Source organism: Sulfobacillus sp. TH-112 (assembly GCF_057473405.1).
The window spans coordinates 1-12,937 of record NZ_JBYCKN010000067.1 but is presented as its reverse complement, the minus strand read 5'-3'; the positions used below and the strand labels follow the sequence as shown (position 1 = coordinate 12,937).

The 12,937-nt window shown below is 51.7% G+C and carries 14 protein-coding genes; 3 read left to right on the top strand and 11 right to left on the bottom strand.

From position 1 onward, the window contains the following. Positions 1-16 precede the first annotated feature (16 nt). The 6 genes from ACOJWD_RS04325 to ACOJWD_RS04300 form a co-directional block, all read right to left on the bottom strand. Positions 17-286, bottom strand: a complete 270-nt coding sequence (locus tag ACOJWD_RS04325) for a hypothetical protein (protein ID WP_486991996.1) — start codon at positions 284-286, stop codon at positions 17-19. A gap of 174 nt (positions 287-460) precedes the next feature. Further along, positions 461-769, bottom strand: a complete 309-nt coding sequence (locus tag ACOJWD_RS04320) for a hypothetical protein (RefSeq protein ID WP_486991995.1) — start codon at positions 767-769, stop codon at positions 461-463. Between the two features lie 184 nt (positions 770-953). After that, positions 954-1,814 carry a MurR/RpiR family transcriptional regulator gene (locus tag ACOJWD_RS04315; protein ID WP_486991994.1) on the bottom strand — a complete coding sequence of 287 codons (861 nt, stop codon included), beginning with the start codon at positions 1,812-1,814 and terminating at the stop codon, positions 954-956. A gap of 122 nt (positions 1,815-1,936) precedes the next feature. Next, the gene (locus tag ACOJWD_RS04310; protein WP_486991993.1) at positions 1,937-2,506 is read right to left on the bottom strand and encodes a P-loop nucleotide/nucleoside kinase family protein; all 570 of its coding nucleotides are present in this window, start codon (positions 2,504-2,506) and stop codon (positions 1,937-1,939) included. A 2-nt stretch (positions 2,507-2,508) separates the two neighbouring features. Next, complete coding sequence (locus ACOJWD_RS04305) at positions 2,509-4,416, bottom strand: ABC transporter ATP-binding protein (protein WP_486991992.1); 1,908 nt, start codon at positions 4,414-4,416, stop codon at positions 2,509-2,511. Further along, positions 4,413-6,140: an ABC transporter ATP-binding protein gene (locus ACOJWD_RS04300; RefSeq protein WP_486991991.1), complete on the bottom strand. Its 1,728-nt coding sequence runs from the start codon at positions 6,138-6,140 to the stop codon at positions 4,413-4,415. The genes ACOJWD_RS04305 and ACOJWD_RS04300 overlap by 4 nt, the downstream gene beginning before the upstream one ends. Before the next feature lie 111 nt (positions 6,141-6,251). On the opposite strand from ACOJWD_RS04300, the gene ACOJWD_RS04295 reads away from it, so the two are divergent. Together ACOJWD_RS04295 and ACOJWD_RS04290 are read left to right on the top strand one after the other, a co-directional pair. Beyond that, positions 6,252-6,890 carry an FMN-binding negative transcriptional regulator gene (locus ACOJWD_RS04295; protein WP_486991990.1) on the top strand — a complete coding sequence of 213 codons (639 nt, stop codon included), beginning with the start codon at positions 6,252-6,254 and terminating at the stop codon, positions 6,888-6,890. 80 nt (positions 6,891-6,970) lie between these two features. Further along, entirely contained in the window at positions 6,971-7,321 is a 351-nt protein-coding gene (locus ACOJWD_RS04290; RefSeq protein WP_486991989.1) for a hypothetical protein, read from the top strand. Between the two features lie 240 nt (positions 7,322-7,561). Here the strand turns inward: ACOJWD_RS04290 and ACOJWD_RS04285 are convergent, their stop codons facing one another. From ACOJWD_RS04285 to ACOJWD_RS04265, 5 genes are all read right to left on the bottom strand, one after another. Beyond that, positions 7,562-7,933: a cytochrome o ubiquinol oxidase subunit IV gene (locus tag ACOJWD_RS04285; protein ID WP_486991988.1), complete on the bottom strand. Its 372-nt coding sequence runs from the start codon at positions 7,931-7,933 to the stop codon at positions 7,562-7,564. A gap of 53 nt (positions 7,934-7,986) precedes the next feature. Further along, on the bottom strand, positions 7,987-8,580 hold the full coding sequence (locus ACOJWD_RS04280) for a cytochrome c oxidase subunit 3 (protein ID WP_486991987.1): 594 nt from the start codon (positions 8,578-8,580) through the stop codon (positions 7,987-7,989). Further along, positions 8,577-10,556 (bottom strand): cytochrome c oxidase subunit I, encoded by a 1,980-nt coding sequence (locus ACOJWD_RS04275; RefSeq protein WP_486991986.1) that lies wholly within the window; start codon positions 10,554-10,556, stop codon positions 8,577-8,579. The genes ACOJWD_RS04280 and ACOJWD_RS04275 overlap by 4 nt, the downstream gene beginning before the upstream one ends. A 24-nt stretch (positions 10,557-10,580) precedes the next feature. Next, positions 10,581-11,459 (bottom strand): cytochrome c oxidase subunit II, encoded by an 879-nt coding sequence (locus ACOJWD_RS04270; RefSeq protein WP_486991985.1) that lies wholly within the window; start codon positions 11,457-11,459, stop codon positions 10,581-10,583. A 387-nt stretch (positions 11,460-11,846) separates the two neighbouring features. Then, the gene (locus ACOJWD_RS04265; protein WP_486991984.1) at positions 11,847-12,305 is read right to left on the bottom strand and encodes a universal stress protein; all 459 of its coding nucleotides are present in this window, start codon (positions 12,303-12,305) and stop codon (positions 11,847-11,849) included. 393 nt (positions 12,306-12,698) lie between these two features. Here ACOJWD_RS04265 and ACOJWD_RS04260 point away from each other — a divergent pair. Beyond that, positions 12,699-12,937 (top strand): DUF981 family protein (locus tag ACOJWD_RS04260; RefSeq protein ID WP_486991983.1); only part of this gene is annotated, 239 nt, incomplete at its 3' end.

Sequence of the window (12,937 nt, the reverse complement as noted above, 5' to 3'; positions counted from 1 at the left end):
GAGCGTTCTAGGGCGATTAGACGCGACCCAAGACGCCTTCCACGGCATCGAGTTGGCGGTTCGCCTCGTCGGTGGTGGATACCTCTAAAATGTTTATGGAAATGACCACTTTTAGAGACCCATTGCTACTCTTTAATAGATCTTCCGCTTTGTCCTGAGGGATATCGCACGCAAGCATGACAATTCTTACCGCGCGTGCTCGCATTTTACGATTCGTGGGACGCATATCCACCATGAGGTTGCGATAGGTTTTCCCGAGAGCCAGCATCACCCCCGTGCTGATCATGTTGAGCACCATTTTTTTGTGCACTGCCCGCTTTAATCCGAGTAGAACCCATGAGTACGTCCGGACCGGTAGGTACCGCAATGGCAATGTGAGAGAGAGCGGCGGCTTCGGGAGAGGGATTACAGGATCGAGAGACGGTCAGGAGGCCGTGCTGTCGTCCCCAGGCGAGAGCGCCTAACACGTAGGGAGCAGATCCAGAGGCACTAATTCCACACACTCTTTTGCGATCGCATCGTGCGCTGCCACATCTTTAGCACCTTGTGCCTCATTGTCCTCGGCACCCTCTTTAGCATGAAACATGGCGTCGGGCAAGCCGGCAATCAGGGCTTGTACCATATCGGGATCAGTATTGAAGGTCGGTGGGCACTCGGCGGCATCGAGTACTCCAAGACGTCCGCTGGTGCCGGTCCCAAAGTAAAAAAGTCTCCCTCCATGAGAGAGCAGGTGACCGATGGCATCAATGGCGGCGATATTAGGAAGCACTGACGCAATGGCCGTGGCTGCTATTGCATTAGTGTTAGGCGCGTTTATGATGCGGGTGAGTTCAACATTCGAGAGCGTCGCTAAATCGGGTCAATGTTGATCCCCAGGATTCGGTCAGTAAAGAGGTGTAGGGAATGTCCATGTCATGCGGCCTCGTTTCTTCAGGTGTGAGGTAAGGAGATGATTATACGCGATGTCTCGTAATCGATTCTTGGGTGGCTTTGAGATAGGGTAGGGTGGCACTGGGTTCGCGATTGGCAAGCCACAGCATGAGCGCATCTCCCACTAAAAGAGAAGCCATGACCGAGGTGGTGGCTCCGATGCGTGGGGTAGGTTCGACGGCTGTGACGTAAAACACTACGTCAGCCAATTGGGCCAGAGGATTCTTCGGACGAAACTGCGTAACGGCTACCAATAACGATCCTCGTTGGTGGATCAGTTCGGCTATTTCTACCACTTCTCGTGTGGCGCCGGAAAACGAGATCAAAATGGCGACGTCTTCTGGTTCTAAGATGGCCGCTGTCATGGTCGCTAAATGTACATCTACCCAATGGGTGACAGGATATCCTAAACGAGTGAGCTTTTGAGCCAAGTCTTCTGCAACCAATTGAGAGGCGGCGACCCCAAAGGTAAACACCCGGCGAGCCTGGGCTAATCGCGCACTGACGGTCGCTAGGTCTGATTCACTGAGGTGATTTAAGGTGTGATGTATGGACTTCTCGGTAGCTTGGGCAAATGACTGTAATTGCATATCAAAAGTGGTTGCGGGATTCAGTTCTACGTATTCCGATGCGGGTTGGCGTTCATTTCGCACAAGATCCGCGGTCAGCAGCACTTTGAGTTGGCTATAGCCATTAATCTGCAAGGTTCGGCACAATCGAATTACAGCGGCCTGACTTGAGTGAGCCTCGCGCGCCAAGTCGCGCACGGTGAGTTGTAATACGCTTTCTGGATGGTTCAGAATAAAGCGGGCGATTTTTGCTTCTGACTCTGCCAAAAGATCTAAATTTGATTCAATGCGCTCCATTACTCCAGAAATGGGCATGTCATGATCTCCTTATATTTCCATTACCTCAATCTTAAGATGAGGAATTGTCCCATTAATAATAGCAACTATCGTAGCATGAAATGACATTCCGATACAATATTTCTACTTGTTTCTATTTATTATGAAACATCTTGTCGCATCAGTTCCGCTCGAACGTCATTAACGAGATCGGGATAATAGGTACGGGTAGGCTGACTGGTATCCACGTGGAATACCGGCTCTCCTACCTCCAAAGGGGCATAGGGCGTTTGCATGCGCTGGACTTGCTCCATCAATTGCTCGGCATCATGGTGCCCAGGATGGCGCGCGCCCGTTTGAATGCGGCGTTGGTAGCGCGTCGCGAGGACAGCAGCAGGCGCGTGCACCAAGATCTCTAGACAGCGATATTGATAGCGGGCAATGAGCGCTAAGAGCTCCCGTCGTCCTGGTTCGGGGGAATAGTTTGCATCGATGATGAGCGAGACGCTTTGCTCCATGAGCGCCTCAGCGGCCATATGCATGAGTACCCAACTGGCCTTGCCATAGCGTTGGGCCGTGGCTAAATCGGGGGAGCCCAAACTATCGAATAGCGTTTCTTTGAAAGCATCTCGGCTCAACCTGACGATGTGAAGATCGTGACTCAATTGCTGGGCTATGGTGCTCTTCCCACTGGCCGGATGGCCGATGATTAGAATGAGGGTTGGCATCATCTTCACACCACCGCTTCTTTCGCCGACAGGCTAAATTGACTTTGATAGAGATCATAATAAAATCCGTGTTGCTCCATGAGGTGCTGATGCGTCCCTTGCTCAATGACCCGTCCCTCATTCATGACTAAGATGAGGTCCGCGTCGCGAATGGTGGATAGGCGATGGGCGATAACAAAACTGGTTCGGCCTTTCATCAGATTCTGCATGGCGTTTTGAATGGCCATTTCGGTCCGAGTGTCTACACTGGAGGTGGCTTCGTCTAAAATAAGCATCGGAGGATCAGCTAAAAACGCCCGAGCGATAGTGAGTAACTGGCGTTGACCCTGAGAAATATTTGACGCTTCTTCATTGAGAATGGTATCGTAACCGTCCGGAAGTGTGCGGATAAAATGGTCTGCGTGGGCTTTTTGAGCGGCATCCATGATTTCGGATTCGGTAGCTCCCGCATAGCCGTAGGCGATGTTGTCGCGGATCGTGCCGTTAAACAGCCAGGTATCCTGCAGCACCATGCCAAATCGCTGTCGATGAGGACCGCGGGCTAAATGGCGGATGTCTTGACCGTCAATCGAAATCTGGCCGTGTTCCACGTCATAAAAGCGCATTAAGAGATTGACGAGAGTGGTCTTGCCGGCACCGGTGGGACCGACGATGGCAACGGTCTCTCCAGCGTGGGCTTCAATGTGAAGGTCTTCAATGAGCGGGGTCTGGGGTTCGTAGCGAAATGCGACATCGTTGAATTCTACATGCCCTTCGGTCGTGAGGCTCTGAGATTCCCCCACGGTGTCCGCTGACTCTTCCGGTTCGTCAAGAATTTCAAAGACGCGCTCTGCTGATGCCAACGTGGACTGAATGACGTTAGAGATGCTGGCTAACTGCGTAATGGGCTGGGAAAATTGTCGAGCGTATTGAATGAAGGCTTGAATGTCCCCGATTTGGATGGCCCGTCGCGTCACCATAATTCCTCCGATGACGCTCACGAATACATAGCCCAAGTTGCCTATGACGTTCATGAGGGGCATGATGATGCCCGTGACAAACTGTGCTTTCCAACTTGAGACATAAAGGCGACTGTTAATCTCTTCAAAATGTTCAATCGCCCGCTTTTCGTGTCCAAAGGCTTTAACAATCGCATGCCCAGTATACATCTCTTCAATATGGCCATTTAATTCACCAAGTTGTCGTTGTCGGGTTAAGAAGTACCGTTGTGAGCGCTTCGCAATCACGCCCGTAACAATGAGACTGAGCGGTAAAGTTACTGCCACCACCAGGGTGAGCAGCGGACTTATCGTCAGCATCATTACAATCACGCCTAAGAACGTCACAATGGCGGTGATGAGTTGGGTTAAGCTTTGTTGCAAGGTGCTACTGATGTTATCAAAGTCATTAACAAAGCGACTGAGGATTTCTCCGTGGGGATGGGTGTCAAAAAACTTGGTGGGCAGACGATTCAGTTTCTCCATGACGCTTTGTCGTAAGTGATACACCATCCGTTGCGCTACGCCAGCCATGACATATTGCTGTAAATAGCTAAACGCCGAGCTAATAACATAGAGAACGGCGAGAATATCTAGGTCATGCAAGATGGCGTGAAAATCGACGTGCGCCCCAGGCACATGACGATATTGCGCAATAAACCCATCGAATAGCACCGTGGTGGCGTCACCTAGTATCTTGGGGCTCCAAATGGTGAAAATGGTACTGAGAATGGCGGCTGCGACCACCGCGATAATGCGTCCGCGATAGGGACGAAAATACCCGAGGAGTCGTAGTAGCGTATTTTTAGGGTTTTTCGCCTTCTCGACCGGCATGGCTAACGCTGCTGGACCCCCACCACCGAATCCTCCCGGTCCGCCGCCGGGTCGTGGCCCACCCCATAAGTTATTGCTTCCTCCGTTATTGTTCTTACTCATGCGATTTCCTCCGGTGTCAGTTGAGATTGGACGATTTCTTTATATACACTCGAAGAGGTCATGAGTTCCTGATGGGTGCCAATGCCAGCGATTTTTCCGTCGTCAAGCACAATGATACGGTCGGCATCCATAATGGTGGAGACCCGTTGGGCCACCAAGATGACGATGGCATCGTGGACTTCATGTCTTAGAGCCCGGCGCAGAGCCGCATCGGTCCTATAATCCAAGGCTGAGAAGCTATCGTCGAATAGATAGACCTCGGGTTTTCTAACGAGGGCCCGCGCGATCGCCAGTCGTTGTTTCTGACCTCCGGACAGATTGGCTCCGCCCTGAGTCATTACGGTATCGAGGCCATCATTCAGGTGGGTGACAAAATCCCAAGCTTGTGCGGTACGTAAGGCCGATTCCACCGTCTCGCGGGACGCATCGGGATCGCCGTAGCGAACATTGGCCAGCACTGATCCTCCGAAGAGAATGGCGCGTTGCGGCACTAATCCTAATCGGGAACGAAGGCTCTCTTGCGTGAGGTCACGAATGTCGACATCATTAAGACGAATCATGCCTTGGCTCACGTCATAAAACCGTGGAATGAGACTAATCAAGGTGGATTTGCCTGAGCCAGTGCCGCCGATAATGGCGGTGATTTCTCCTGGATGCGCCTCAAAACTTATATCTTGCAGTGCGGGTTCTTCCGCGCCGGGATAGTAGAAGTTGACATGTTCGAACACTAAGCGGCGCGCCCCTGGAATCGGTATTTCCGGATCCTCGGGATCGTGAATATCCGAGGTTAAGTCCAGCACTTCGAGAATCCGCACCGCGGAGGCTTGGCCTCGCGGGATCATAAAGGCCATCATCGAGACCATCATCACCGCCATCATAATTTGGGTAATGTATTGGATAAAGGCCATAAGACTTCCTACCTGCATGGCGCCGTGGTCCACGCGGAGACTGCCCCACCAGAAGATGGCGATGGTGGAGAGGTTCATAATGAACATCACCAATGGCATCATCAGAGCCATCATTTGAAAAACGCGAACGGAGACATCCGTGAGATCTTGGTTGGAGTCGCGGAAACGCTCGGTTTCGTACTCTTCACGATGAAACGCCCGCACCACACGCACTCCGATGAGGTTTTCTCGAATCACTCGATTTAACCGGTCGACACGGGTTTGCATTTTTCGGAAGAGCCCGATGCCTCGACCTAAAACCAAGTATATGGCCAATCCCAGTAGCGGTACGACGACAATCATAATGAGCGACAGCCGGGCATTGGTATAGATGGCCAAGATGATTCCTCCAATGGCCGTTAAGGGGGCCATCACCATCATCCGTAGCATCATGTTGACTAACTGTTGCACTTGCATGACGTCGTTAGTGGTACGCACGATCAGTGAGGAGGTGCCCAGCACATCAAATTCTTTCATAGTAAAGTTTTCGACGTGTTTAAAAATGCGACTACGGAGAATTTGACCAAATCCGGATGACGACTGCGACGAAAAAAAACTGGCGCCAATGGATGCGATTCCACCGAGCATGGTGATGACCAGCATAATAACTCCGATGCGAATAATATAGTGCACATTGCCCAGCACTATGCCATTATCCACAATATGAGCCATGAGCTGTGGCAGATAGAGTGTCGATAACGTCTGAATAAACGTAAGGACCAAGACGAGAATGACAAATTTTCGGTAGGGTTTTAGATACTCCAAAATTTTTATCAATTGCGGGCGCTCCCTTAATAAAGTCTCTTATTATTATACCGTGTTAAGCAAATTTCAGCAGTGGATTCTGGCAGCTTTCCGTGTCAGAATGAGGATCGATGGAGGTGGAATGTGTATATCCCTAAATATTACCGTGTGCAAGATCTGGATGAAGTGAAAGCGCTGTTGAGCGCCTTCCCTTTTGGGACCTTGGTCGCGTTTGACGGGCACCGGCCAATCGCTACTCATATGCCGTTTGAGTGGGCAGCCGTTGGAGAGCAACTGACGTTGATCGGCCATGTGGCGCGCGGTAACCCCATTTGGCGTACGGCTCCGGAGATGGAGGAGGCGCTAGCGATCTTTCAAGGACCGCATACCTATATTTCCTCATCTTGGTATGAAGAGCAAAATGTCCCAACCTGGAACTATGAGGCCATTCATTTGTCGGGCAAGGTGACGGTGATGGCCGATGAGGAGTTTCAAGACGCCATGAAAAAATTGCTCAATCGCTATGAAACAGGTCGAGTCAATGGCCGTACGTGGGAGTCTTTAGATGCGGATTTTATCTCCCAGCAAATGCGTGGAATCGTGGGCCTAAAAATGTCTGTCAAGCGGATTGAGGCGGCACGGAAGATGAGTCAAAACCGTCAGGATCGAGATTTCCAGCACATTGTGGAGAGGCTTCGCACATCGCATGAGGCGCAGGACCAAGCCGTGTCACAGGTGATGAGTCAGATTCGACCGGAGCTTTTTGATGAGCGTGAGGACTAAGAGAGGCCTCGCAGACCTTCATTAATAAGCAGTGCATAATTCCTTTCCAACTTCCTACACTATGGGGGGAGTTGGTCTTCGTGCATGCGATTCGCGCTTTGTTGAGAACCGTTATCGTCGGGCTGGCCATATGGGCTTTTCAAACGCTACTTAGACCGGTCAACGTGGTCGGCATCTGGGCGATGGTGTCTCTTGGGATTGCGAGCGCTATTGTGGGCTACCTTCTGACAGATATTGTGACCCATGCCAGAACCCGTGCACTCACCGCCATGTGGCACTTTGTGGGAACCTTGGTAGTATTAGAAGGGTATTATGCTCTCTTGCCGAAACATGTGTCCATGGTCATGGGCGACATTCTTCTGGCTCTGGTGGTGGCGATTCTGAGTGGGTTTCTTGAATTGCTGTGGTCTCCCTTTTATGCTTCAAGATAACCGGCGATCCCCATGATTACGTCATGAGGGGAGCCTTACTAATGCTTTTAACTGGGGCAGAGATGGCGCGCGCATGGTGCGAGGAGACGCCCCGGCGGGTTCCCTCTGATCGATCGTCGGGCCATCCGCCGTTATTCTAGCGAGCGGGGGCAAGGATTCCACCGTCAGGCACGCCCGAGTCGGCATCGGATCTCGATTCTCCAAAAAGATCAGAACCGGGTGAGCGCGAGCTGTGGACCCCTAGGAAACCCCCGATTTAAAGAGCATGATCCAGAGAGAAAATCCGACGATGCCTGCCGCCACAAATAGCGCAAGTGCGAGCACCGGAAGGTGCCAGGCGGTGCCGCGTGATTCGCGCAAATGCATGAAGATGCCGAGCTGCAGTCCGGCTTGCATCACCGCGAATGCCAGAATCACGATAAGGGCGGAATGCATGGGCAGCAAATGGTAAAAGACCACCGCAAACGACATTAAGGTCAGGACTAGGGCCCCGACATATCCCAGCAATTGTGGTGTGGGAAAGTGTGGTGGCGTGAAGTGGGGGCTTAGGAACTCGACTTCCACTTCTCTTCCCGTTCCGTCAGGCGTGTCGGGGGGACGATGGTCCGCCATGCGTAGCCGCCTCCTTGGGGTTCCTCAAAATTCTTACTCACACTTCAGATTCTTTACATGACGCCCCAGAGATATACCACGGTAAAGAGAAATACCCAGACAATGTCAAGAAAGTGCCAGTAGAGCGCAAACGTATACAGTTTGCGGCGATTAGAGCGGGTGAGCCCTTGCGTGGCTAGACCGATTACCAACATCAGGGCCCATCCCAATCCGAATGTCACGTGGCAGCCGTGCGTGCCCACTAGGGTGAAGAAGCCCGATAAAAAGGCACTTTGATGCCAAGTGAAGCCTCGAGCCACGTCGCCAGCAAATTCATGGATCTCCAGTGCCACAAAGGAGGCGCCGAGAAGCATGGTGATGACAATCCAACTGATGGCCCCTTTGAGCCGATCTAGACGAGACATGTAAAGGGCTAGGCTAATCGTCAAACTGGAAGTGAGCAAAAGCAAGGTTTCAAGCAAGGTGGGGCCGAGCGTGAAGATGTCCTGCGGTGTAGGACCGAGGGCCACCTTGGAACGATACGCCGTATACACCGCAAATAGGCTCCCAAATAACAGTACATCGGAGGTGAGAAAGAGCCAAAATCCGAGAATCTTGATACTTTCGTGGTTGTCCTGAAATTCGATCGGTAGCGGACTCGAATTCATGATTTCATCCTTCCTAAACTCTCTTCCGTGTGTATAATGTGGGCGGCGTCGAGGATCACTTCGTGATAGGGTGCGAGCGATCCATACGTTAAGGATGCGACAATGCCGAGACCTCCAGCGATTGCGATCCAATACCAAGAAAACACCATTCCGATGGCGCCTACGAGAAATGCAAGCGATAGGAAAAGTGGCATGGGGGTATTTTTAGGGACAGCGATAGGATGAATGTCGTCGGCAGACACTGGGCGCTCTTCGGCCGATGGTTCATGTTTCATGGTCCACCAGGCATCGCGAGTATGTACCTCAGGGATGATCGCAAAATTATACTCCGGGGCAGGAGATGGCAGTGACCACTCCAAGGTGCGGCCATCCCAGGGGTCGCCACTGCGATCCCAGTCAACGTGCAACCGGCTCCATAAAATGTTGTACACCATAATGATAAAGCCGGCGGCCATCATATAGGCCCCAACGGTGGAGAGCTCGTTGAAAAAGTGCCAACCCAATCCGGGTTGATAGCTCGACATGCGTCGCGTCATTCCCATATAGCCGAGAAAATATTGTGGCATAAAGGTCACCCAAAATCCCACAAAGAATAAGCCGAAGGCCCAATATCCTTGTCGCTCCTGCAATTTCCAGCCGAACATTTTGGGCCACCAATAGTACATACCTGATAACAGGCCAAAGAGGGTGCCGCCGATAAGTACGTTGTGAAAATGAGCAACTAAAAAGTAGCTATTATGGTACTGATAGTCCGCTGGTACGGCGGCAAGCATGACTCCGGTGGCTCCGCCCACGACAAAGGTAGGAATAAAGCCGAGTTGCCACAGCATCGGCACACTAAAGCGAATGCGGCCCCCCCACATGGTAAAGATCCAGTTAAACATTTTGACGCCAGTCGGAATGGCAATCAGCATCGTGGAGAGCCCAAAGAAGACGTTGACCGTGGGACCCGCACCCATGGTAAAGAAGTGATGCACCCACACGCCATAGCTGAGAAATGCGATCGCTCCTAGGGAAATCACCATGATATCGTAGCCAAAGAGTGCTTTGCGGGAGAAGGTGGGGACCACTTCCGAAAAAATCCCAAAGGCGGGCAGCACTAAGATGTAGACCTCGGGATGGCCAAAGATCCAAAAAAGATTCACATACATCATTGGCATCCCTTGGTGGGCCACGGTGAAAAAAGATGCTCCAAACAGTCGGTCTAACATGGTGAGTGCCAGCCCTACGGTTAGCGGAGGGAATGCGAAAATGACGAGAGACGAGGTAATGAGGGCGGACCAGACGAAAAGCGGCATTTTCATGAGGGACATTCCGGGCGCCCGCATTCGCAGGATGGTGACCAGAAAGTTAATGCCTGTGGCAATGCTGCCAATCCCGGTCACTTGAACGGCTAAGAGGTAGTAGTTTTCACCGACGGTCGGGTTAAATTGGAGCTCTGAATATGGCGCATAGGAGGTCCACCCAGCACTCGGAGATCCGCCCACCGAAAAGGAGACATTGAGAATGATGGCGCCTACCGCAAAAAGCCAAAAACTAATCGCATTGAGCCGAGGAAAGGCCACATCACGGGCGCCAATCATGAGTGGAACGGCCACGTTGAAAAGTGCAAAAATAAAGGGCATGGCCATGAAGAAAATCATGACGGTTCCATGTGTGGTGAACACTTCATCGTATTGTTGTGCTCCCATGAAATGACCATGAGGCACCAACAGTTGGGTACGTATCATGAGGGCGTCGACTCCACCGCGAAACAACATGATAAGAGAGGCGATGAGATACATGATGCCAATTTTTTTATGGTCGACGGTGGTCAGCCATTCGGTCCATAGCCACTTCCATCGGCGGGTGCGGGTCAAAATGGCACCGATGGTGATGGCCGAGATGGTCAGCCCAATATCAATACCGACAATATCAGGGAGAAGTACCCGTGGCGGGAACAAGAGTTTGAGTAGATGGGTAAGCCAGAGTCTCATTGCTATGCACCTCATAGAGTGACGTTAGAGTTTGTGCTGGGGAACGTAGTGTGGGCCACGCACCGTAAATTGATGAGTTTTGGATGGGAAAGTATTTGGGGGATAGGAAGAATATGTTTCTTCAGGAGCTACGTCATACTGTAATAGCTGATGATAGTCGGCCCGGCTCATGGCAGGAGCGCGATCTTTTACGCTTTGGGCCCAAGTGCGGAATCGCTGAGAGGACACCGCATGCACTTTAAACGTCATCCGCCAGAAGTCGATTCCTGAAAAATTGGCACTGCGTCCTAAATAGGTGCCGGGTCGGTTGGCTTCGAGCCATAGAGGTAAGACGCGATTGGGCATGGTATATTCCATTCCACCCAGATTGGGTACCCAAAAGGTGTTGAGGGGCGAATGCGCTGTCAGCTCAAATAAGGTGGGTTGGTGCGTAGGAAGATAAAAATAGTTGACGGTGGCAATATGTTGACGAGGGTATTCAAAAAGCCATTTATAGTCAAATGAGGTGACGTCAATGACCAGGGGATGGCGGGTGGGTATATAGGCGAGGCTATAGGTCTTTTTGACGGTGGGGATGCTGATGAGGATCACCACCACCAGCGGGATAGCAAATACCGTCACTTCAAGCGGGCGACTTGCAATCCAATTGGGGCGATAAGGGGCTTTGTTGTTTGGAGTGTCGCGAAAACGGACGACCACATAGGCAAAGAGTATCCATATGCCGACGATAATCACTCCCATGACGATCGTGCTTAACACAATGACGTGCAGTTCATCTTGGGCAACGGGACCTGCGGGATGAAATACGACATAGTCCGATCCGCAGCCCGATGCCCCAGACCCTACAAAGAATAGAGATAATATACGATAACCATTTCGCTGCCAAAAGGATTTCTTACGCATGAAGTGATGTCTCCTTCACTCCGGGAGAATTTTCATCGATCACCACATTCCCAATGTTCATGGGTCATTATGGCCCGAGGAGCGAGTGGCTATGCGCTAGAGGTCAGAAGTTTTCTCTACGGCACTACTTTGGCAGTGAAAGGCCGATGTCGCGGAGAAATGGTATCAAAGGCATGCGGTTGCTAGGGTCCCAAGAGGAAGGTGGCGGTGAGCGGCATTGACGAGCCCAAGCTCTTAGAAAAGCCCTCTGAATGATCAAAAGGGCTTTCCAAGAGCGAATGAGGATCTTTTGCTCGGCTTGCGAGATGAGGTCAATCTAGAGAACAAGAGACTTCAACGTGCGTAGAAAGAAGAGGCGCCAGGATCGGTCGGCCTTTGCCATAGGACTTAGCTTATAATCGTCACCGGTATAGGGGAGCGCTGTAACACGCCGAAGGAGACACTCCCCATAAGATTTCCTAATGCGGAGTGGCCGCGTCTTCCCATCACAATGAGGTCGATGTGGTGCTTTTTCGCATAGTCCACAATGGCTGCAGCGGGCATGCCAGCGAGAATTTCTTCTCGAAACGGAGCGCAATTTGTGAATTGTTCTCTCGTTCTCTGGAGCAGTTGATTGGCGTGGTCTTTTGCTTTATCTATCATGTCTTGCATGGTTTGCTGATAGGTCTCGCTATCCGAAACATAACTGCCAACCCCCAGTTCCCAGTTGCCGGTGGGAATGGCCATGACGGTCGCTAGGGTAATCGTGGCCCGATCAGGCTGCGCCCATCGATCTAACCATTCGGCTGCGGTGAGGGCTTCGGGCGATCCATCCGTAGCAAGTAATATCGACATCGTGATGTTCATAATAAGCCTTCCTCTCTTGAACTGGATACATCTATCGTATGCCCCGCCGGGGCACGTCACCTAGGGCCGGATGGACAAAGTTTCTTCGCTAATTGGGGCATCTTTGCACCGGCCCACCCCCTAGAGCTAAGGGACCGTAGTCCCCTTAAGGGAGTGGCCAGATCTATCGAATAACCTCCGATGGCCCGAAGTGGCCTTGCCTCCATGGCCATCTATAGACCATGTGGCGGGTTCGGCTACCCCGAATGGGAACAAGAACTGAGTCTAATGGTCTGAAAAGGATAGGGCGAAAGCCCAATGGCAAAGGCGGGCGGACATTGCATACTGACGGTGCAATCCATAGGATTTTTATCCATCCCGTGAGGGGCAGAGAGACAAAGGAGAGTGACCGAGATGTTTACCGATTACTTAGCGGTGATGTTAGTCAATTTGGGGGCGGGACTGGCGTTATTAGCGCACTACCTTTATGTGAAGCCCGCCCAAGAGAACCGGAAGAGTTGGGCCGCGGGCTTCTTTGCCGTCGGCATATTGGGCTTGGTGACCGCGGTGCCGATGGTGATTACCTGGCCGCTCCCCGGCGGGTATAACGTGGCGTATGGCGAACCGGCGTTGTTCTTTAGCGTCCTCTTCCT